20 protein-coding genes are annotated in these 21,688 nt (G+C 65.1%); 12 read left to right on the forward strand and 8 right to left on the reverse strand.

Annotation, left to right across the window (positions count from 1 at the left end; translation table 11 throughout):
* Positions 1 to 52 precede the first annotated feature (52 nt).
* Positions 53 to 556, forward strand: coding sequence for a DNA-deoxyinosine glycosylase (locus AC1EJR_RS04010; protein WP_092290193.1), 504 nt, complete (start codon positions 53 to 55; stop codon positions 554 to 556).
* Positions 557 to 610: 54 nt separating this feature from the next.
* Here AC1EJR_RS04010 and AC1EJR_RS04015 read toward each other — a convergent pair whose 3' ends face one another.
* Entirely contained in the window at positions 611 to 1,114 is a 504-nt protein-coding gene (locus AC1EJR_RS04015; RefSeq protein WP_092290192.1) for a hypothetical protein, read from the reverse strand.
* A gap of 159 nt (positions 1,115 to 1,273) precedes the next feature.
* On the opposite strand from AC1EJR_RS04015, the gene AC1EJR_RS04020 reads away from it, so the two are divergent.
* Together AC1EJR_RS04020 and AC1EJR_RS04025 are read left to right on the forward strand one after the other, a co-directional pair.
* A complete protein-coding gene (locus AC1EJR_RS04020; RefSeq protein ID WP_092290191.1) occupies positions 1,274 to 2,044 on the forward strand; it encodes a tetratricopeptide repeat protein in 771 nt (256 codons plus the stop codon).
* Positions 2,045 to 2,086: 42 nt separating this feature from the next.
* Entirely contained in the window at positions 2,087 to 2,989 is a 903-nt protein-coding gene (locus tag AC1EJR_RS04025) for a class I SAM-dependent methyltransferase (RefSeq protein WP_454757199.1), read from the forward strand.
* A gap of 21 nt (positions 2,990 to 3,010) precedes the next feature.
* On the opposite strand, the gene AC1EJR_RS04030 is transcribed toward AC1EJR_RS04025, so the two are convergent.
* The 7 genes from AC1EJR_RS04030 to AC1EJR_RS04060 all read right to left on the reverse strand — a co-directional run bounded on the left by AC1EJR_RS04030 (position 3,011) and on the right by AC1EJR_RS04060 (position 12,246).
* Positions 3,011 to 4,543: an ABC transporter substrate-binding protein gene (locus tag AC1EJR_RS04030; RefSeq protein WP_255370685.1), complete on the reverse strand. Its 1,533-nt coding sequence runs from the start codon at positions 4,541 to 4,543 to the stop codon at positions 3,011 to 3,013.
* A gap of 274 nt (positions 4,544 to 4,817) precedes the next feature.
* Complete coding sequence (locus AC1EJR_RS04035) at positions 4,818 to 6,020, reverse strand: DUF2863 family protein (protein ID WP_092290187.1); 1,203 nt, start codon at positions 6,018 to 6,020, stop codon at positions 4,818 to 4,820.
* Between the two features lie 79 nt (positions 6,021 to 6,099).
* Positions 6,100 to 6,258 carry a hypothetical protein gene (locus tag AC1EJR_RS04040; protein WP_177219833.1) on the reverse strand — a complete coding sequence of 53 codons (159 nt, stop codon included), beginning with the start codon at positions 6,256 to 6,258 and terminating at the stop codon, positions 6,100 to 6,102.
* A gap of 220 nt (positions 6,259 to 6,478) precedes the next feature.
* Entirely contained in the window at positions 6,479 to 9,184 is a 2,706-nt protein-coding gene (gene acnA / locus AC1EJR_RS04045) for an aconitate hydratase AcnA (RefSeq protein WP_092290185.1), read from the reverse strand.
* 199 nt (positions 9,185 to 9,383) lie between these two features.
* Complete coding sequence (locus AC1EJR_RS04050; protein ID WP_092290183.1) at positions 9,384 to 9,926, reverse strand: hypothetical protein; 543 nt, start codon at positions 9,924 to 9,926, stop codon at positions 9,384 to 9,386.
* Between the two features lie 227 nt (positions 9,927 to 10,153).
* Positions 10,154 to 11,134 (reverse strand): HpcH/HpaI aldolase/citrate lyase family protein, encoded by a 981-nt coding sequence (locus tag AC1EJR_RS04055; RefSeq protein ID WP_092290181.1) that lies wholly within the window; start codon positions 11,132 to 11,134, stop codon positions 10,154 to 10,156.
* Positions 11,135 to 11,262: 128 nt separating this feature from the next.
* Complete coding sequence (locus AC1EJR_RS04060; protein ID WP_092290179.1) at positions 11,263 to 12,246, reverse strand: malate dehydrogenase; 984 nt, start codon at positions 12,244 to 12,246, stop codon at positions 11,263 to 11,265.
* Between the two features lie 334 nt (positions 12,247 to 12,580).
* Between AC1EJR_RS04060 and AC1EJR_RS04065 the strand changes: the two genes are divergently transcribed.
* The 9 genes from AC1EJR_RS04065 to livH all read left to right on the forward strand — a co-directional run bounded on the left by AC1EJR_RS04065 (position 12,581) and on the right by livH (position 21,685).
* On the forward strand, positions 12,581 to 13,423 hold the full coding sequence (locus AC1EJR_RS04065; RefSeq protein WP_092290175.1) for a GntR family transcriptional regulator: 843 nt from the start codon (positions 12,581 to 12,583) through the stop codon (positions 13,421 to 13,423).
* Positions 13,424 to 13,857: 434 nt separating this feature from the next.
* On the forward strand, positions 13,858 to 14,268 hold the full coding sequence (gene sdhC, locus AC1EJR_RS04070; RefSeq protein WP_092290173.1) for a succinate dehydrogenase, cytochrome b556 subunit: 411 nt from the start codon (positions 13,858 to 13,860) through the stop codon (positions 14,266 to 14,268).
* A gap of 11 nt (positions 14,269 to 14,279) precedes the next feature.
* The gene (gene sdhD / locus AC1EJR_RS04075; RefSeq protein WP_092290168.1) at positions 14,280 to 14,645 is read left to right on the forward strand and encodes a succinate dehydrogenase, hydrophobic membrane anchor protein; all 366 of its coding nucleotides are present in this window, start codon (positions 14,280 to 14,282) and stop codon (positions 14,643 to 14,645) included.
* Positions 14,646 to 14,648: 3 nt separating this feature from the next.
* On the forward strand, positions 14,649 to 16,427 hold the full coding sequence (gene sdhA / locus AC1EJR_RS04080) for a succinate dehydrogenase flavoprotein subunit (RefSeq protein ID WP_092290166.1): 1,779 nt from the start codon (positions 14,649 to 14,651) through the stop codon (positions 16,425 to 16,427).
* Between the two features lie 34 nt (positions 16,428 to 16,461).
* Positions 16,462 to 17,163 (forward strand): succinate dehydrogenase iron-sulfur subunit, encoded by a 702-nt coding sequence (locus tag AC1EJR_RS04085; RefSeq protein WP_092290164.1) that lies wholly within the window; start codon positions 16,462 to 16,464, stop codon positions 17,161 to 17,163.
* Between the two features lie 128 nt (positions 17,164 to 17,291).
* On the forward strand, positions 17,292 to 17,573 hold the full coding sequence (locus tag AC1EJR_RS04090) for an FAD assembly factor SdhE (protein ID WP_092290162.1): 282 nt from the start codon (positions 17,292 to 17,294) through the stop codon (positions 17,571 to 17,573).
* Positions 17,574 to 17,615: 42 nt separating this feature from the next.
* Complete coding sequence (gene gltA / locus AC1EJR_RS04095; RefSeq protein WP_092290160.1) at positions 17,616 to 18,917, forward strand: citrate synthase; 1,302 nt, start codon at positions 17,616 to 17,618, stop codon at positions 18,915 to 18,917.
* Between the two features lie 575 nt (positions 18,918 to 19,492).
* Positions 19,493 to 20,620: a branched-chain amino acid ABC transporter substrate-binding protein gene (locus AC1EJR_RS04100; RefSeq protein WP_477112916.1), complete on the forward strand. Its 1,128-nt coding sequence runs from the start codon at positions 19,493 to 19,495 to the stop codon at positions 20,618 to 20,620.
* A gap of 138 nt (positions 20,621 to 20,758) precedes the next feature.
* Positions 20,759 to 21,685 (forward strand): high-affinity branched-chain amino acid ABC transporter permease LivH, encoded by a 927-nt coding sequence (gene livH / locus AC1EJR_RS04105; protein WP_092290158.1) that lies wholly within the window; start codon positions 20,759 to 20,761, stop codon positions 21,683 to 21,685.
* The last annotated feature ends 3 nt before the right edge of the window (positions 21,686 to 21,688 follow it).

The raw sequence follows: 21,688 nt of genomic DNA on the forward strand, positions 1-21,688 counted from the left end.
CGGCCCCGCTCCCGCCTGCGGGGGAGGGGCCGCCAGCGAAGACCCTCCCAAGATGACCACCAAACGCTGTTTCCCGCCGGTCGTCGATGCCCACACCCGCGTCCTCGTGCTCGGCAGCCTGCCGGGCGAGGTCTCGCTCGCCCAGAACCAGTACTACGCGCACAAGCAGAACCGCTTCTGGCACCTGATGGGCGATGTCCTCGGGGTCGATCTCGTCGGCCAGGACTACCCGGCCCGCCTGCAAGCGCTGCTTGGGTACGGCGTGGGGCTGTGGGACGTGGTGGCCGAGGCGCGGCGCGATGGCAGCCTCGACAGCAATATCCGCGACCATGCCGGGAACGACCTGCTCGGGCTGATCGGCACGCTGCCGAGCCTGCGGGCGATTGCCTTCAACGGCGGTACGGCGGCGAAGATCGGGGAAAAGGCGCTGGGGGCGCTGGGGGCGCATGGCGACCGCCATGCCATCCTGCGGCTGCCGTCGAGCAGCCCGGCCTATACGCTGGCCTATGCGGAAAAGCGGGTCGCGTGGCAGGCCTTGCGCGCCTGGCTGGACTGAATCGCCCAGCCAGGCGTGGGGCGTCTTCTTTCGATGACGAAGGGGCGACGCCGTTCAGGCCGTCGTGTTGACGATGTTCCCGGTGCTGGAGGCGCCGGCCTGCTGAATGGCTTCGGCCAGCTTGGCGACGGCCTGCTGGAGCGACGCCGAGGTCGACGTGACACCGGCCTGCAGCGCGGCCACGGTGCTGGCCTTGGTGCTGTCGTCCGCGCCACTGTTCTGCGCGGCCTGGAGCTGCTGCATCTGGGCTGCCAGCTGCTTCTGCAGCGCCTCGATCTGCTGCTTCAGCGCCTTGATGACCGCCGAGTCGCTGTCTTCGCTGCTGGCCGCGCTGGCGTCTGCGGCACCTGCGCCGCCCAGGCGTCCGGCGCCGCCCGGGCCCTTGATGTCGCCGCTGGCGCTGGCCGAGGAAGCCGAGGAGGCCGACGCGCTGCCGTCCGTGCTGGCGGCGGCGGCTTGCGCCGCGTCGTCAGCCGGCGCGGTGAAGCGGCGGGTGTTGGTTACGTTGGCGTCACTGGCGGTGACGATCTGAGGGGTAACGCTGCTGATTGTTGTCATATGCGTGGTTCCGATCGGGAGAGAGCCCACCCCTTCTTCGGCGCAAATCCGCAAAACTTTAGGCGTACCGAACAAGTCTCACCGTCAGTCACTTCTGTCACAATCGCGGCCATGGCTCGCCCCGCGCGGCGGGCCGGCCTCCCATTTCGATAAATTCCTATGTCCAGTCTCGGCCTTGGCGGTATTGGTGGCATCGGCCTGCATGTCATCGTCGCCATCTTCTTCGCGGTGCATGCGGTGCGCACGCACCAGAATATGTACTGGCTCCTGCTGCTGTTCCTGTTCCCGGGGCTCGGCAGCGTGGTCTATTTCTTCGCGGTCTACCTGCCCAGCCTGCGCCAGACGCGCGGGGCGCGGGCGGCGGGACGGGCGATCCGGCAGATCGTGGATCCGAACCGTGCCGTGCGGGAGGCCCGCGACGCCTTCGACCGGGCACCCACCGTGGACCACCGCATGCGCCTGGGCGCCGCGCTGCTCGATGCCGGCCAGCCGGCCGAGGCGCTGACGCACTACCAGACGGCCGCCAACGGCCCGTTCGCCTCCGACCCGGCCTTGCTGGAAGGGCTGGCGCGCGCCCAGGTGGCCACCGGCCAGCCCGGGCCGGCGCAGGCCACGCTGGAGACGCTGTTCTCGCATCATCCGCAGGCGCGCGAGCAGGCCACGCCCTCGCTGCTGTACGCGCAGACGCTGGCCGCTACCGGCGCGCCCGGCACCCGGGCTGCGTTCGAGCAGGCCCTGACCAGCGCCAGCGATGCCGCGCCGCGCTGCCTGTTTGCCGACTGGCTGACGGCCCAGCCCGATGCCGCCGACCGCGAGCGCGCGAAAGCGCTCTATGCCGATATCGTCCATGACGCGCGCCACTGGCCGCGCCATGCCCGCGAACACAATCGCGAATGGCTCCAGCGCGCCCAGACCGCGCTGGGCCAATGATTCGCCCCCATGATCCGCGCCCTTGGCGCCTTTTTCTCCGCTATGACGCTTCTGAAACGCAAATCGATCGAGGCCGTGGCCTCGCGCCGTCCCGCCCGCGGACACCGTGACGCATCGCGCGGCAACCTGAACGCCCGGCAGGATTCCCGGCAGGACCCCCGTCACGAAGCCCGCATGAAGCCGCGCTTCGCGCCGGTGACGTTCTCCGAGATGGACGGCGTGCGCTACCTGCATTTCGGCACGGAATGGGTCCAGGGCGCGATGCGCCTGCGCAAGCCGGATGCCATCGAGCTCGAATACGCGCAGCAGATGATGGCCTGGCTGCTGTTCCAGTCGCCCTCGGTCGACGACTTCCACGTGGTGCAGTTGGGCCTCGGGGCTGCCGCGTTGACCAAGTTCTGCCATCGGCAGTTCGCCCGCGCCAAGGTGACGGCGGTGGAGCTGAATCCGGCCGTGATCGTGGCCGGCCGCAGCATGTTCGGCCTGCGCGAAGATGACGCGCGCCTTACCGTGCGCGAGCAGGACGCCTGGGACTTCGTGATGGACAGCGCCAGCACGGCGGCCATCGATACGCTCCAGGTGGACCTCTACGACGCCACCGCGCGCGGCCCGGTGCTGGACACCACGGCGTTCTACCGCGCCTGCCGCCGCGTGCTGAAGACCCCCGGCGTGATGACGATCAACCTGTTCGGCGACCACGAGAGCTTTCCGAAGAACATCGTGCGGATCTGCGATGCCTTCGACAACCGCGTGCTGGTGTTCCCGGAAGTGCATGACGGCAACGTCATCGCCATGGCGTTCAACGGGCCGGCCATCGACGTCTCCTGGGAGACGCTGGAAGCGCGCGCGGACGTGGTGGAAGCCGCGACCCAGCTGCCCGCCCGGGACTGGGTCAAGAAGCTGCGCGCGGCCAATGCCAATCAGGAAGACCGGCTGGTGATCTGATCGCTTTCTGAGGGAAAACGGTCATTCCTTGTGGAAGAACTGCGCCAGCGACCATTCGTCGGTGCGGGCCTCGTAGCGCAGGCCCTTGCGCATCGCCCACATCGCCAGCTGGCTGTGCGAGGGGATGATGGCGTGATCCGCCAGCGCGACCTTCGCCGCGGCGCGCGCGGCTTCCTCGCGCGCCTTGTCGCTGCTGACCGTGGTCAGTGACGTTTCGATCAGCTTGTCGAGCTGCGGATTGCTGTACTTGCCCCAGTTCCACGTGCCATAGCCGGTCTTCGGGTTGGGCGTGCCGGTGATCGAGCGCAGCGCCACATCGGCCGCCGCCGAGCCCCATCCCAGCATCTGGAACGAGAACTCGCCCTGGCGCGCGCGCGTGAAGTAGGCTGCCACGGGCAGGGTCTCCACCTTGGTCTGGATGCCGATGCGCGTCAGCATGCCGGCCGTGGCCTGCGCCACCTGGCCGTCGTTGAGGTAGCGGTTGTTGGTGGCGTGCAGCGTCAGCGCGAAGCCATCGGGGTAGCCTGCCTGGGCCAGCAGCTTCTTGGCGCCCTCGACATCGTAGGCGTCCGGCTTGGTGCCCGGATGGCCGAAGATCTGCGGCGAGACGATCGACGAGGCCGGCACCGCCAGCCCCTCCATGATGCGGCTGACGATGGCGTCCCGGTTCAGCGCCTTGCTGACCGCTTCCCGCACGCGGGCGTCCTTGAACGGGTTCTTGGCCAGCGGCTTGCCGGCCTTGTCGGTCACGAACGGCGAGTTGTCGCGCGACTGGTCCATCTGCCAGAAGATGGTGCGCCACGACACCGTCTGCTCGATCTTGAACTTCGGATTTTGCTTGAGCTTCGCCACGTCGGCCGAGGGCACGCTCTCGATCACGTCCACGTCGCCGGCCAGCAGCGCCGCGCTGCGTGCGCCGTTGTCGGTGAGGATGCGGAACACCGCGCGGTCCCAGTCCACCTTCGGCCCCCAGTAGTCGGGGTTCTTCGCCATCACGATTTCCTGCCCGCGCGCGAAGCGCACGAACTTGAACGGCCCGGTGCCGATCATCGCCTTGCCCGAGTCGAAATCGGCCTGGGTCAGCGTGGCCGCGACCCTCTTCGGCATGATCGGCACGCTGTTCAGGTCGTTGGCGAGGTTGGCGTAATTCGGCACGTTCATGGTCAGGCGCACGGTGAGCGCGTCGGGCGTGTCGATGCGGGCGATCGGCTTGGTATAGCTGGTGAACGAGCCGGGGCTGTTGGTCAGCTTCTCGGGCCGCTCCAGGGACGCCTTGACGTCCTCGCTCGTGAACGGCGTGCCGTCATGCCACTTCACGTTCGGGCGCAGCTTGATCTCCCACGTGATGGCGTTCACCGGCTTCCAGGACAGCGCCAGCCCGGGGATGTAGCGGGCGTTCTTATCCATGAACACCAGCGATTCGAAGATATGCAGCGCGATGGCGTTGTTCGGGCCCGCGTTGTTCCAGTGCGGGTCCATCGAGGTGACATCGGCAGCCAGGCCGATGCGCAGGTCCTCGGCGTGCGCGGCGCCCACGGTCACCCCGGCGGACATCGCAACGGAGAGCAGGGTGCCCAGCAAGGCATGGCGGATCTTGGCGGAACGATGGCTCGCTTTCATCGACAGGCTCCTCGGGTGGTGCGGGATGTGGGATGGGATGCCATGCATTGTGCCGTCAAACGTACACGCCTGCGTGGGTTGGGGGACTTCCTGGGCGATGGCACGGGTATGGGGTGTTTTCGGCACTTCCGGTTGGCGGCACCTTCCACCGCTTCGCGCCGATAAAAAAACCCGCTTGCGCGGGTTCTTTTATGAGTCGGCGGCCAGCTTAGTGGAACAGCGGCTGCTGGGTCGGCGCGTCCTCGGGCAGTTCGGCGTGGACGATCTCGCCCGAACGGTCCGCATAGAGCGGCGTACCGCAGTCTTCGCAGTACTCGGGGTCGAACAGCGCGGCGTGGCGGAAGATCTCCTCCACGCCGGCGTTTCGCAGTTCCTCGCAGATCTGCTCGAGCGGGTTGCCCTTTTCCTCGGCATCGACTTCGCCGGCCTCGCGGCCATAGACGGGCCAGACGATGCCGTAGATCACGTCCTTCTCGCCGCGCATGGTGAAGCCGACGCGGTATTCCTCGACCACTTCCTCGCCGAACGAGGCCACCACGGCAGCCAGTTGGCCGGCGGGCACGTCCAGCGTGCCGCACAGGTAGTTCACGGCGGCGCGCACGGTCAGCGGGCGGATGCTCTTGTCCGATTCGCGGCACGACAGGAAGAACGCATCGGGCAGCAGCAGTTCGAATTCGCAGCCCGGCAGCAGCACGGCCACGGACGGCTGCACCTGCTGGCGCCATTGCTCCAGGCAGGTGGAACGCTCGGCGTGGTGCTCCTTGGCATCTTCCTGCCAGCGGAATAGGGCGCCTTCGTGCGGCGCCACCACCACGGCCAGCAGGTAGCGCGGATCGGCCAGGATCGGGGCGGTCTCCGGCAGGTCGCGCAGATCCACCTTGGGCACCGTGCCGGCCAGCGCCGCCGAAGCGAGCTTGTGGGTCAGGGCGAAGGTGTCGCTATGGGTGCGCGGGAGCTGGTCGATGCTATATAGATACGGCGACAGCGCCACCTGGGTCTGCGTGGCCAGCACGTGGGCCTGCAGGTGCACGGCCAGCGTCTGGGCCAGCTCGGGCTTGAGCGCGCCGGACGGAATCGCGTAGCGGGTATGGGCGAGGATCGGCGCGGCGATCAGCAGGGCGTCATGCTGCACGCCGTCGATCTCGACCGTGGCGGACTCGGCCAGCGTCTCGGCCTGCTCGGCCAGCACGTCGGAGGCATCCGCGTTGTGCTTGAACAGGTGTTCGAGCGCGGCGTCGAGGGCGGTCTGGCTGCCGTTCTTCAGGAGGCGGCCCAGGCGCTGCGACAGCCGCCGCTCCCAATACCCGTCCTCCATGCGGCTGCCCGAGGCGTCGAGCGCAAGCGCGTCGGCCACCAGTCGCTCGGCATCGGGCGAGAGTCGGGGGGAAGACTTGGGGCGAAAACCTGCCATATGTGAAGACCGTCCGTTTTACGTAAAACGGTATTCTACTCGCTGCGTTGACAAACACCGCGCCTGGCGGCGTTCCGTCTTATTTCTGTGCGGGCGCTGCCGGGGCCTCGGCGGGGGCCGGGGCGTGGGTCTCGGCGCCGTGCTGTTCGCCGCCCATGGAGACGTCGCCGCCACCCTTCGTCAGCAGATACAGGGCGGCGCCGGCGACGACGATGAAAGCGATGAGGATCTTGACCATGGTGTCTCCAGTCGGTGCGGGGGCGTGCCATGGCCGCGCCCGCTTATAGGGATGAACGCCGAATTGCGTAGGGACCAGTCTGGCAGTGCAGCCTTGCGTGGAACTTACGTGCCGGATCGGGGATAACCCGCAAGCTGGCCCGGCCGCGCGGCGCCCAGCAATGAAAAACGGCGCACCGTGGGGTGCGCCGTTGTCACTTCCTGGCCGGGGCCGGGACCGCTTATGCGGCCAGCAGCTGGCGCAGCACGAACGGCAGGATGCCGCCGTGGTTGTAGTAGTCCACCTCGATCGGGGTGTCGATGCGCAGCAACACCGGCACGCGCTGCGTGTCGCCGTTGGCGCGATGGATCACCAGCACCACATCCTGCTGCGGCTTCAGGTCGCCCTCGATGCCTTCCACGTCGAAGGTCTCGTTGCCGATGATGCCGAGCGACTGCGCGCTGTCGCTGCCCTTGAACTGCAGGGGCAGCACGCCCATGCCGACCAGGTTCGAACGGTGGATCCGCTCGAAGCTGCGCGCCACCACGGCCTTCACGCCCAGCAGCTGCGTGCCCTTGGCCGCCCAGTCACGCGAGGAACCCGTGCCGTACTCTTCGCCGCCGATTACCACCGTGGGCGTCCCCTCGGCGATGTACTTCATGGCGGCGTCGTAGATCGACATCTGTTCGCCGGTGGGCTGGTGCAGCGTCAGGCCGCCTTCCACGCGCGAGCCGTCGGCCTTGGGCGGAATCATCAGGTTCTTGATCCGCACGTTGGCGAACGTGCCGCGCATCATCACTTCATGGTTGCCGCGGCGCGAGCCGTAGCTGTTGAAGTCCGCCTTCAGCACGCCGTGCGCGAGCAGGTACTTGCCCGCCGGCGAGGTGTCCTTGATCGAGCCGGCCGGGGAGATGTGGTCGGTCGTCACGGAGTCGCCGAACACGCCCAGCGCCCGCGCGCCGCGCACGCTGGCCGAGGCAGCCTTCGGCTCGAGCTGGAAGTCCTGGAAGAACGGCGGCTCGGCGATGTAGGTGGAAGTCGGCCAGTCATAGACCTGCCCCGTGGTGCCCTTGATGTTGGCCCACAGCTTGCTCGGCTTCTTGACCTGCTCGTAGTTCGTCTTGAACACCTCGGCGTCCAGCGCGAACTTCAGCAGCGCCTGGATTTCCTCCGACGTCGGCCAGATATCGCCCAGCCAGACATCCTTGCCGTTCTTGCCCTTGCCCACCGGCTCGGTCATCAGGTCGCGCGTGACGTTGCCGGCGATGGCGTAGGCCACCACCAGCGGCGGCGAGGCGAGGAAGTTGGCGCGGATGTTCGGGTGGATGCGGGCCTCGAAGTTGCGGTTGCCCGACAGCACGGCGGCCGCGACGATGTCGTTCTGGACGATGGCCTCGTTCAGCGCCGGGGTCAGGTCGCCCGCATTGCCGATGCAGGTGGTGCAGCCGTAGGCCGTCACGCCGAAGCCAAGCTTCTCCAGGTACGGCAGCAGGCCGGTGGCGGTCAGGTACTCGGTCACCACGCGGCTGCCCGGGGCCAGCGACGTCTTGATGTGCGGCGCCACGTTCAGGCCCGCTTCCACCGCCTTCTTGGCCAGCAGGCCGGCGGCCAGCAGCACGCTCGGGTTGGAGGTGTTCGTGCACGAGGTGATGGCGGCGATCAGCACGTCGCCGCTCTTCACCTTCACGCCGTCGGTGTTGGTGTACTCGCGGTCCAGGTCATCGGCATTCTTGTTGAAGCCGTTCTCGGCCACCGGCTTGGAGAACAGCGAGGCGAAGGTGCTCTTGACGTTGCCGATCTCGATGCGGTCCTGCGGGCGCTTGGGGCCGGCCAGCGACGGCGCCACCGAGCCCAGGTCGAGCGTCAGCGTGGTGCTGTAGTCGATGTCGCCGGCCATCGGCACGCCGAACATCTCCTGGGCGCGGAAGTAGCCCTCGAACGCGGCGATTTCCTCGGCGGTGCGGCCGGTGCCCTTGAAATAGTCGATGGTCTTCTCGTCCACCGGGAAAAAGCCCATCGTGGCGCCGTACTCGGGCGCCATGTTGCCGATGGTGGCGCGGTCCGGGGTGGTCAGGCTGGCGGTGCCTTCGCCGAAGAACTCGACGAACTTGCCGACGACCTTCTCGCGGCGCAGCATTTCGGTGATGGTCAGCACCAGGTCGGTGGCGGTCACGCCCTCGCGCAGGCGGCCCTTCAGTTCCACGCCGACCACGTCAGGCGTCAGGAAGTAGACCGGCTGACCCAGCATGCCGGCTTCGGCCTCGATGCCGCCCACGCCCCAGCCCACCACACCGATGCCGTTGATCATCGTGGTATGCGAGTCGGTGCCAACGAGCGTGTCCGGATAGTAGACACCGTCCTTCTTGTGCACGCCGCGCGCCAGGTATTCGAGGTTCACCTGGTGGACGATGCCGAAGCCCGGTTGCACCACGCCGAAGGTGTCGAAGGCCTGCATGCCCCACTTCATGAACTGGTAGCGCTCGTTGTTGCGCTTGAATTCCAGCTGCATGTTCAGGTCGAGCGCCTTTTTCTCGCGGAAATGGTCGATCTGCACCGAGTGGTCGACCACCAGATCCACCGGCACCAGCGGCTCGATCTTCTTGGGGTTCTTGCCCATCTTCTCGGCCACGTTGCGCATTGCGGCCAGGTCGGCCAGCAGCGGCACGCCCGTGAAGTCCTGCAGCACCACGCGGGCTACCACGAACGGGATCTCGTCCACGCGGTCGGCCTTGGGCTTCCAGTTGGCCAGTTGTCGAACGTGTTCCTCGGTGACCTTCTTGCCGTCGCAGTTGCGCAGCACCGATTCCAGCACCAGCCGGATCGAAATCGGCAGCCGTTCGATCTTCACGCCCAGTGCCTTGCCCAGCTGCGGCAGGGAGTAGTACTGGCCGCGGCCGCCGGTGGCGAGCTTGAATTCCTTGAGAGTTTTATTGAGATTGTGGGGCATTGCCTGACTCCAATCGAGGGATGACGCGGGACGCGATTTTCTAAACTTTCTTCTTCTTCAGACCCCGGTGCACGAGAGGGTTCCGCCGCCTTGACGCGGCGCGGCCGGAGATTCCCCGGACGCGCACCGTGACAACAAACTCAACTGCCGCGCGGCGAGGGGCCGCGCGAAGTACTGCAATGATCGCAAATTTACGACTTTACTGCTTCGGAGCCTGGGCGGCGGGGGCGGGCTGGGCTTCGGCGGCCGGGGCCGGAGCCATCAGCAGCGGCGTGGCCACCGGTGCGCGCAGGGCGCCGGCCTGGGTCGGGGCCGAGCCACCGGCCTGCATGTCGGCGTTCTGGCATTCGTCGGCCAGGCGCTGGCCCAGGTTCTTGTTGAACAGCATGGCCTTGCCCGGGATCACGACGAGGTCGAGGCCCGATTGCTGGTCGAAGTAGCGGTCGGCGCCGGTCACGGTGGACTGGCGCGGCAGGCGGTAGTCACGGCCTTGCCAGTGCACGGTCAGCACTTCGTCGCGCAGCATGTTGCCATTGATATAGATGACGTTGCCCAGCTCGCACTGCCACTTCTCGCCGGACGGCGTGGCGGGGGCGGCGGCAGCAGTCGTGGCCTTCTTGCTGGACTTGGCGGGCGCTTTCTTGGTCGCAGCCGGCTTCTTGGCGGGTTCCTGAGCCATGGCGGTGGAGGCGACGGTCAGCGAGAGGGCGCCGAGCAAGGAGGCAAGCACGATCTTTTTCATGGGTATTCCTTCCGGATTTTGAATGATTACTTGGGGGCTCTGATATTGGGCGGGGCCGGGTGCCCGTGCGGACGCCCGGCAACTTTCCGCCGCTATTCTCTACGATTTGCCTGACAGGGCGAAGTCCGTCATCTATTGGTTACACAATCGGAAATGTCTGGTTTGCCATGGGGCACTTCAGGCCGGAAAAGGGCAGTATCCGCGCGCGGAGGCGTCACCCGGGTCATTCAGTCGAAGAACAGCTCGGCCGCCGCTGCCGGCAGGTGGGTGCCCGTCGCGTGGGCACGCTGCAACAGCGCCCAGTAGTACCGGTAGCTGGCGCGGTCGTGCAACTGGCCGTCATGGCGGATTGGCGCCCAGTTGTTCTCATGCGCGGCCAGCAGAATCTCGCTGGCCGCGCCGATCTCGGTGTCGGTGGGGCGGAAAGCGGCCACGATCGGGGCAATCTGGCCCGGATGGATGCTCCACTTGCGCAGGTAGCCGAACTCGGCGCGGGCGCGGCTGGCGTCTTCGCCGGCGCGCTGCGGATGCTGAACGTCCGTGCTGACGTTGTGCGACGGCACTTTGCCGTGGCGATGGCAGGCCGCCGAGATCTCCAGCATCGCGCGGCGGATCAGCGGGTATTCGAACTGGCCCGGCGAGCGCATCGCATCGCCCGGAATGGCGCCGTGGTGCGCGGAGACGAAGTCCATCAGCCCGAAGCTGAGGCACTCCACCTGGACCAGCGCGGCGATATCGAAGACCTGTTCGAGTGCTGCATGTGTCTCAATCAGCACATGAATCGGGATATGCCGGGCGATGCCGGCACTGCGCGCCACGTGATTGACGTGGTCGGTCACCCGGGCCACTTCCACCACATCGGTCACCTTCGGCACCACGACGTAGGCCAGCCGCGCGCCGGCGGCGGCGACCAGGATGTCGATGTCCTCGCGCCAGTGCGGGTGGGCCGGGTCGTGGATGCGCACGCCCACGCGATTGTGGACGTTCGCGGGGCTGTTGATCAGCTGGGCGCACAGCGTGGCGTGCTCGCGCTCCAGGCCGACGGCGGCGCCGTCCTCGCAATCGAACGTGATGTCGAACACGGGCCCAAGCTCTTGCTGCAGGGCCAGCGACTTGCGCATGAGCTTTTCGCTGCCGGCATAGTGGTCACACACCGGCAACTGGACCGGGATGGCTTCGCCCTGGAACAAGACCTCGGAAGGATGCACGTTGAATACTTATGGAGTGGGGGGTAATTGACGAGACAAAGCCCGCGCCCATGAAAAAACCGGGGTCCGCGCCGATTGTTGCATCGATGCGGGACCCCGGTTCGTCATGCGCGGGAAGCTCCGGAAGATCAGCCCAGCAGATGCTGCACGCCGGCCTTTTCTTCTTCCAGTTCCTTCAGGGTGATGTTGATCTTTTCCTGGCTGTAGGCGTCGATCTCCAGACCCTTCACGATTTCATACTTGCCGTTGGCGGTGGTCACCGGGTAGCCGAACATGGTGTCGGCCGGGATGCCGTATTCGCCGTTCGACGGGATGCCCATCGTGACGACCTTGCCGTTCGAGCCCAGTACCCAGTCGTGCACGTGGTCGATGGCGGCGTTGGCGGCCGAGGCAGCCGACGACAGGCCACGGGCCTCGATGATGGCGGCGCCGCGCTTGCCAACGGTCGGCAGGAACACGTCGTTGTTCCAGACCGGGTCGTTGATCATGTCCTTGACGCTCTTGCCGTCCACGGTGGCGTAGCGGTAGTCGGCGTACATGGTCGGGCTGTGGTTGCCCCACACGAACATCTTCTCGATCGACGCCACCGGCTTGCCGGTCTTGGCGGCGATCTGCGACAGCGCGCGATTGTGGTCCAGGCGCAGCATCGCGGTGAAGTTCTCGCGCGGCAGGCTCGGGGCCGACTTCATGGCGATGTAGGCGTTGGTGTTGGCCGGGTTGCCCACCACCAGCACCTTGACGTTGCGGCTCGCCACTTCGTCGAGCGCCTTGCCCTGCACCGTGAAGATCTGGGCGTTGGCTTCGAGCAGGTCCTTGCGTTCCATGCCCTTGCTACGGGGACGGGCGCCAACCAGCAGGGCCACGTCGGCGTCCTTGAAGGCAACCTTGGGGTCATCGGTGATGACCACGCCGGCCAGCAGCGGGAACGCGCAGTCTTCCAGTTCCATCACCACGCCCTTGACGGCGGCCTGGGCTTGCGGGAGGTCGAGCAGTTGGAGGATAACCGGCTGGTCTTTGCCGAGCATGTCGCCATTGGCGATGCGGAACAGCAGGGAATAGCCGATCTGGCCAGCGGCGCCGGTCACTGCGACGCGCATTGGGGCTTTAGCCATGAGTAAATCTCCAAACGAAATGAGGGGTAACCGGTCAGTGGCGCCTGCCGCACGGGGCGGGCGCGTCGCGTGTCGCCACGGGGCAGGCTGGCGTCCGCCGCGTCGGGGGCGACAAGGCGTAAGTCTACTACTGCTATGTGGTGCGCCGCATCCCGAACGGTGCCGCAATGCCCGAATCCGGGTCTTGCGGGGGATGGCGGCCGGGGGCGGCGGCGCGGACTGCGCGAGTGTAGGACGGGCCTCCGTGACTGTCAATTTATATGTCTTATATAAGACATAAGACATTTCATAGCGTGCTGGACGCGATTCTCGATTTTGTGGTGAAATCCGGGCTATGTCATCCCTGCCCACGTCCCTGTCCGCCGCAGCCGGCAACGGCGCGCCGGAATCTGGCGCCCCCCAGAGCGGTGCCGGGACGCAGCCGCCCGCCGCCAATGCGCCGGCCGGCCCGGTCAATCCCTCGCCCACGTTCAGTCCCCTCTATCAGCAGATCAAGGCCCTGATCACCCAGAGCCTGCAGTCCGGCGAATGGAAACCGGGCGAAATGATCCCGAGCGAGATGGACCTGGCCGCGCGCTACAAGGTCAGCCAGGGCACGGTGCGCAAGGCCATCGACGAACTGGCTGCCGAGAACCTGGTGGCCCGCCGGCAGGGCAAGGGCACTTTCGTGACCACGCACTATGAGGACGTGGTCAAGTTCCGTTTCCTGCGGCTGGTACCCGACGAGGGCGAGCCGCACTATGGCGCGAGCCGGGTGCTGGAATGCAAGCGCCTGCGCGCGCCGGCCGAGATCGCACGGCTGCTGGATATCCGTACCGGCGACAGCGTCGTGCAGATCCGCCGCGTGCTGACATTTTCGAATGAAGCCACGGTGCTGGACGAGATCTGGCTGCTGGGTACCAATTTCAAAGGACTGACGGCCGAGAAGCTCAACGAGTGGAAGGGCCCGATGTACGCGCTGTTCGAGGCCGAGTTCGGCACGCGCATGATCCGCGCCACGGAAAAGATTCGGGCGGTTTCTGCCGATAATACGGCGGCCGAGTTGCTGTCCGTGGCCGCGGGTACGCCGCTGCTGTCGGTGGAGCGGGTATCGTTCACCTATGGCGATCGTCCGGTGGAAGTCCGCCGCGGCCTCTATGTGACCACCCGGCACTATTACCAGAATGACTTGAGTTAATGCAGGGTGGCGATGCTCGCCAGGGTCGGAGCGCGATTATTGCGGCGCCTGCAGATGACCTGTGCTGACCGTTGCGGCCATTGAATGGAATCATCGGAAATGCGCCGGGGAGAAGTCCGATCCGGCGTGGTGCGCGAAGTATTGCGTGCGATTGTCGGGCACGCCGGGTTGGTGCGCGATAGCTGAAAATTATTGGTGCGGCGCGCAACAAAGGCGCTAAAATCATCTGGATTTGCTCCAGTGCATTCATTTGCATCCAGCGCAACCCACGCGCAGGATCCAAACCGGTGCGCACCGGAAGGCGGGTGTGTCCCGTGCCTTCAAGGTACCCGGAGTCGCGTCACTGCGCAATCGTGTAGCGATCCGGTGAAACCCGGAGCAATGGCAGTTTTCGTTCTTTTGCAGTTTTTTTTCTACCGCAAATGGGGTCTCGCATGGCTGAAGCCGTCAAACAAGCCAGGCCGGAGTTCCGGAACATCGGTATTGCGCAAATCGCGCGTTATCGGTTGCCCTGGGCCGGCAAGGTATCCATCCTGCATCGCGTCAGCGGTGCATTGATGTTCCTCCTCCTTCCGTTCGTTCTGTACCTGTTTGAGCAGAGCGTCACGTCCGAGCTGAGCTTCGCCAAGTTCTCGGCACTGCTGTCCAACGGCTTCGTCAAACTGGTCATCCTGGCGCTGATCTGGGGTTACCTGCATCACTTCTGCGCTGGCATCCGCTTCCTGCTGCTCGACGTGCACGTCGGCGTGGCAAAGCCCACGTCTGCAAAGTCGGCCGTCGCGGTGCTCGTCGTCAGCCTGCTGCTCACCCTGATTTTCGGGCTGAAGCTATTCGGCCTGTTCTGAGGAGAATCAAGGTGGCAAACAATAATATCGGTCCCAAGCGTCTTGTCGTCGGTGCGCACTACGGTCTGAAGGACTGGCTGGCGCAACGCGTGACCGCCGTGATCATGGTGCTGTTCACCGTGATCCTGGCGGGTGTGTACCTGGCTTTCGGCAATCCGTCGTACGAAGGCTGGGCAGGTCTCTTCTCCAACCAGTGGATGAAGATCCTGACGTTCCTCACCATCCTCTCGCTGCTGTATCACGCCTGGTTTGGCGTGCGCGACATCTGGATGGACTATGTGAAGCCGATGGCCGTGCGCCTCGTGCTGCAAGTTCTTACGATTCTGTGGCTCGTCGGTTGCGCGGGCTACGCTGCTCAGATTCTCTGGAGGGTGTAATAAATGGTCGCAGTCAAGACTGGATTGCCGCGTCGTCGGTTTGACGTGGTCATCGTCGGGGCGGGCGGCGCCGGGATGCGCGCATCCCTCCAGCTCGCGGAAGCCGGCCTGAACGTGGCCGTGCTGTCGAAGGTTTTCCCCACCCGCTCGCACACCGTGGCGGCGCAGGGTGGCATCGGTGCCTCGCTCGGCAACATGAGCGAGGACAACTGGCACTATCACTTCTACGACACCATCAAGGGCTCGGACTGGCTGGGCGACCAGGACGCCATCGAGTTCATGTGCCGGGAAGCGCCGAAGGTCGTGTACGAGCTCGAGCACTTCGGCATGCCGTTCGACCGTAATGCCGATGGCACGATCTACCAGCGTCCGTTCGGCGGCCACACGGCCAACTACGGCGAGAAGCCCGTGCAGCGTGCCTGCGCCGCGGCTGACCGTACCGGCCACGCGCTGCTGCACACGCTGTACCAGCGTAATGTGCGCGCAAAGACACATTTCTTCGTCGAATGGATGGCGCTGGACCTGATCCGCGACGAAGACGGTGATGTGCTGGGCGTGACCGCGCTGGAAATGGAGACCGGCGAGGTCTACATCCTCGAAGCCAAGACCACCCTGTTCGCCACCGGCGGCGCGGGCCGGATCTACGCGGCTTCCACCAACGCCTTCATCAACACGGGCGATGGCCTGGGCATGGCGGCACGTGCCGGCGTACCCCTGGAAGACATGGAGTTCTGGCAGTTCCACCCGACCGGCGTGGCCGGCGCGGGCGTGCTGATCACGGAAGGCGTGCGTGGCGAGGGCGGCATCCTGCGTAACAAGGATGGCGAGCGCTTCATGGAGCGCTATGCCCCGACGCTGAAGGATCTGGCGCCGCGTGACTTCGTGTCGCGCTCGATGGACCAGGAAATCAAGGAAGGCCGTGGCTGCGGCCCGAACGGCGACTACGTGCTGCTCGACCTGACCCACGTCGGTGCCGAGACCATCATGAAGCGCCTGCCGTCGATCCGAGAAATCGGCATGAAGTTCGCCAACGTCGACGCGATCAAGGAACCGATCCCCGTCGTGCCGACCATCCACTACCAGATGGGCGGTATCCCGACGAACTTCCACGGTCAGGTCGTGGTGCCGAAGAACGGCAACCCGAACGAGATCGTGAACGGCTTCTACGCGATCGGCGAATGCTCCTGCGTGTCGGTGCACGGCGCCAACCGCCTGGGCACGAACTCGCTGCTGGATCTGGTGGTGTTCGGCCGTGCGGCCGGCAACCACATCATCGCCAACGCGAACAAGCAGAAGGAACACAAGCCGCTGCCGGCTGACGCCGCGGACCGCGCCATGTCGCGCCTGGCCAAGCTGCAGGGCACGACCTCGGGCGAATACACCCAGGACGTGGCCAACGACATCCGCCGCAACATGCAGTCGCATGCCGGCGTGTTCCGTACGCAGAAGCTGATGGACGAAGGCGTCGAGCGCATCCTGGAAGTGGCGGAGCGTGCCAACAACATCCACCTGAAGGACAAGTCCAGGGTCTTCAACACCGCGCTGGTGGAAGCCCTGGAAGTGTCGAACCTGGTGGAAGTGGCCAAGGCGACGATGATCTCGGCCGCGGCCCGCAAGGAATCGCGTGGCGCCCACGCCCACAGCGACTTCCCGAACCGCGACGACAACAACTGGCTCAAGCACACGCTGTTCTACAGCGAAGGCAACCGCCTCGACTACAAGCCGGTGAAGATGGAGCCGCTGACAGTGGAATCGGTTCCGCCGAAGGCCCGTACCTTCTGAGCCCCGCATCGTAGAGACAACAGGACCCACAGAAATGAAGCGTATTTTCGAAGTCTACCGCTACGATCCGGACAAGGACGACGCGCCCCGCATGCAGACCTACGAGGTAGAACTCGACGGTCACGAGCGCATGCTGCTCGATGCGCTGGTCAAGCTGAAGAAGCTCGACGAGACCATCTCGTTCCGCCGTTCGTGCCGTGAAGGCGTGTGCGGTTCGGACGCGATGAACATCAACGGCAAGAACGGCCTGGCCTGCCTGACGAACATGCGCGAGCTGCCGGACCGCATCGTGCTGCGTCCGCTGCCCGGCCTGCCGGTGGTGCGCGACCTGATCGTCGACATGACGAACTTCTTCAAGCAGTACAACTCGATCAAGCCGTTCCTGATCAACGACGAGCCGCCGCCCGAGAAGGAGCGTCTGCAGTCGCCGCAGGAACGTGACGAGCTGGACGGCCTGTACGAGTGCATCTTGTGCGCGAGCTGCTCCACGTCCTGCCCGTCGTTCTGGTGGAACCCGGACAAGTTCGTCGGCCCGGCCGGCCTGCTGCAAGCCTACCGCTTCATCGCGGATAGCCGCGATCAGGCCACCGGCGAGCGTCTGGACAACCTGAACGACCCGTACCGCCTGTTCCGCTGCCACAGCATCATGAACTGCGTCGACGTGTGCCCGAAGGGTCTCAACCCGACGAAGGCCATCGGCAAGATCAAGGAACTGATGGTTCGCCGCGCGGTATAAACCAGCGGTATAAACTGCCTCCTGCCACCACGCGGGAGGCTGCAGTATCGCAGTCTGCAGTTGAAGTAAGCGGCGCGTCAGCCTGTTGAGGTATATCAGGTGACGCGCCGATCGCAAGAAGGCTGACCATGAGTCTTTCCACCACTTTCTCCCATCAGGCCGATCCGCATAAGCGCGCCCGGTTGCGCTGGCGTGCCCGCCGCGGCCTCCTGGAGAACGACATCATCGTCGAACGTTTCTTCAACCGTTACGAGGAGAGCCTGTCCGATGAGGACGTGGCATCGCTGGGCGAGCTGTTCGAGCTCAGCGACAACGAGTTGATGGACCTGCTGCTTGTCCGCAAGGAGCTGGACGGTGAGCTCGACACGCCCCCGATGCACCGGGTCCTGGACCTGCTGCGTTCGGTCTGAGTTTGGTCAACACTATTATTCACAGCATTTGAAGGAACCGACATGACGCCGTCCGATGTGAAAGCCACGCTATCGTTTTCCGATGGTTCCCCCAGCGTTGAGCTGCCGATCTACAAGGGTACCGTTGGCCCCGACGTGATCGACATTCGCAAGCTGTACGGACAGACCGGCAAGTTCACCTATGACCCGGGGTTCATGTCGACTGCGTCGTGCAACTCCAAAATCACCTACATCGACGGTGACAAGGGCGAACTGCTGTACCGCGGCTATCCGATCGAGCAGCTGGCAGGCAAGTGCGATCACCTGGAAACCTGCTACCTGCTGCTGAAGGGCGAACTGCCCAACGCCAAGCAGAAGGAAGAGTTCGTCAACAGCGTGATGAACCACACGATGGTTCACGAGCAGCTGCAATTCTTCCTGCGCGGCTTCCGCCGCGATGCCCACCCGATGGCCGTGCTGACGGGTCTCGTGGGCGCGATGAGCGCGTTCTACCACGACGCGATGGACATCGATGATCCGCACCAGCGCGAGATCTCGGCCATCCGCCTGATCGCCAAGATGCCGACCCTCGTGGCCATGGCATACAAGTACAACATCGGCCAGCCGTACATCTACCCGCAGAACGACCTGTCCTACTCGGGCAACTTCCTGCGCATGATGTTTGGCACGCCGTGCGCCCCGTACACCGTGAACCCGGTGCTCGAGCGCGCGCTGGACCGCATCTTCATCCTGCACGCAGACCACGAGCAGAACGCCTCGACCTCGACGGTGCGCCTGGCTGGCTCGTCGGGCACGAACCCGTTCGCCGCCATCGCCGCTGGCGTGGCCTGCCTGTGGGGTCCGGCCCACGGCGGCGCCAACGAAGCTGCGCTGAAGATGCTGGAAGAGATTGGCAGCGTGGACAACATCAACGAGTTCATCAAGCAGGTCAAGGACAAGAACTCGGGCGTGCGCCTGATGGGCTTTGGCCACCGCGTGTACAAGAACTACGATCCGCGCGCCAAGCTGATGCGCGAAACCTGCCATGAAGTGCTGAACGAACTGGGCCTGCACAACGACCCGCTGTTCAAGCTCGCCATGGAACTGGAAAAGATCGCGCTGGAAGACGAGTACTTCGTGAGCCGCAAGCTGTACCCGAACGTGGACTTCTACTCGGGTATCGTGCAGCGCGCGCTGGGCATCCCGACCTCGCTGTTCACCTGCATCTTCGCCCTGGCACGTACGCCGGGCTGGATCTCGCAGTGGGAAGAGATGATCACGGACCCCGAGTACAAGATCGGCCGTCCGCGCCAGCTCTTCAACGGCAACGCCGCCCGCGAAGTGCCGGACATGGCCAAGCGCTGATCCCGCCGCGCGAGCGCAGGGTGGCCTAGTCGCCTTGCACTGCAGCAAACACAAACGCCCCGGCTTGCCGGGGCGTTTGTTTTTCCGGCGGCGTGGCGTTGTGCGGCGCCGCGCCAGGGTCATCTGCGCAGCTATGCACAACAGTTGTGAAAGGCCATTTTTGCGACGATTCCTGCCATGCGAAGGTTGCAACTGTCTACATTTGTTGTCTGATTTTCGGCAAAGTCGGGAACTATCGCCCCAACGGGTTGCAACTTCCCTCTATAATGCGGGCTGCTTTTGCCACCGGCAGCCGGGCCACCCTTCCGGCACGTCGCGAGGCAAGGCGGGGCAGGCGAAGCGCTTGCGCAATAGAGAACGCATCAACGTTGTCTTTCCGAACTTTTGGCGCCACGGGCTTCCGGGCGCTGACACATGCCGGGCCCCGCATCGCTTCACGTCTTCATCGCAGGCCCGTCTTCCGCTTCGGGTCGTCCCTCCGCCACCTCTGGCGGCTCTCCCCGCGGGTGTTGTTCGATTGCGCTGGTCATGCCGCCTCTGCCCGGAATGACCTAAACATAATCGAGGAGCTCCTGATGACGTTGTCCCGTCTCACGTCCACTGCCATGGCCGCCGTGATTGCCACCGCCGGCCTCACTGCCGCCAGCCTGGCCCACGCCGAAACCGTCAAGATCGCCATCGCCGGCCCCATGAGCGGCTCGGTCGCCCAGTACGGCGACATGGTCAAGGCCGGTGCCCTGACCGCCATCGAACAGATCAATGCCGCGGGCGGTGCCGGTGGCAACAAGCTCGAAGTGGTGCTGATGGACGACGCCTGCGAGCCGAAGCAGGCCGTGGCGGTTGCCAACAAGGTCGTGAGCCAGAACATCCGCTTCGTGATTGGCCACGTGTGCTCCGGCTCGACGATCCCGGCATCGGATATTTACGAGAACGAAGGCATCGTGATGGTCACGCCGTCGGCCACCGCGCCGCAGCTGACCGAGAACAAGAAGCGCAAGTTCATCTTCCGCACCATCGGCCGTGACGACCAGCAGGGTCCTGCCGCTGCCCAGTACATCATCGGCAAGGTCAAGCCGAAGAAGGTGGCTGTGCTGCACGACAAGCAGTCGTACGGCCAGGGCATCGCCTCGTCGGTGAAGAAGGACCTGGAAGCGGCCAAGATTCCCGTGGCCGTGTTCGAAGGCATCAACGCCGGCGATTCGGACTACTCCGCTGTCATCACGAAGCTGAAGTCGCAGGGCGTGGACTTCGTCTACTTCGGCGGCTATCACCCGGAAATGGGCCTGCTGCTGCGCCAGGCGCGCGAGCAGGGCGTGAAGGCCACGTTCATGGGCCCCGAAGGCGTGGGCAACAAGGACGTGACGGCCATCGCCGGCCCGTCGTCGGAAGGCATGCTGGTCACGCTGCCGGCCGACTTCTCGGCCGACCCGGCCAACGCCGCGCTGGTGAAGGCCTTCGCCGACAAGAAGCGCGACGCCAACGGCCCGTTCCAGATGCCCGCCTACGCCGCCGTGAAGATCATCGGCGACGCCATCGCCGGCGCCAAGATCACGGACCCGGCCAAGGTGGCCGCGTACATGCACAAGAACGCGTTCACCACGCCGATCGGCAAGGTCGAGTACGACGAGAAGGGCGATCTGAAGTCGTTCAAGTTCGTCGTCTACACGTGGCACAAGGACGCCACGAAGACCGCCGCCAACTAAGTCCGGCGCCAGTCTGGCGAAACGCCTCGCTCCCGCATAGGGAGCGGGGCGTTTTGGTATCGGTTCGATGTCGGATAGTCGTCACATCATGATGGCCCGCGCGCCGCATCGGGCTCCCCGATCCACAAGGTCCCCCGCATGAACGAATTCCTTCCACAGTTCACCCAGCAGCTGGTCAACGGCCTGACACTGGGTGCGATCTATGCGCTGATCGCCATTGGCTACACCATGGTCTACGGCATCATCGGCATGATCAACTTTGCCCACGGCGAGATCTACATGATCGGCGCCTACGTGGGCCTCGTGACCCTGACCGCCATCGGCGCGCAGGCCGGCTACCCGCTGCCGCTGGTGCTGGGTGCTGCGCTGATCGTGTCCGTGGCCGTCACCGGCTGTTATGGCTTTGCCGTGGAGCGCGTGGCGTATCGCCCCTTGCGCGGCGGGCCGCGCCTTGTGCCGTTGATCTCGGCCATCGGCATGTCGATTTTTCTTCAGAACTACGTCCAGATCGGGCAAGGTGCACGCGACGTGTCCGTGCCGGTGCTGATCTCGGGTGCCATCGAATTCCAGATGGGCAGTGACTTCGTCGTGACCGTGCCGTATTCGCGCCTGCTGATCGTGGGCGTGACGCTGGTGCTGATGGTGGCGCTGACGCTGTTCATCGGCCACTCGCGCATGGGCCGCGCCTGCCGCGCCTGTGCGGAGGACATGCGCATGGCCAACCTGCTCGGCATCGACACGAACCGCGTGATCTCGTTCACCTTCGTGCTCGGCGCGATGCTGGCCGCCGTGGGCGGCGTGCTGATCGGGCTGACCATCGGCAAGCTCAATCCCTTCATCGGTTTCATTGCCGGCATCAAGGCCTTTACGGCCGCCGTGCTGGGCGGCATCGGCAGCATTCCGGGCGCGATGCTCGGCGGCGTGCTGCTGGGTCTGGCCGAAACCTTCGCCTCCGGCTACATGCCGGCCGAGTACAAGGATGTGGTGGCCTTCGGCCTGCTGGTCCTCGTGCTGCTGTTCCGTCCGACCGGCCTGCTTGGCAAGCCGGATGTGGAAAAGGTCTGAGGA

The organism is Cupriavidus sp. 05T42 (assembly GCF_056396345.1).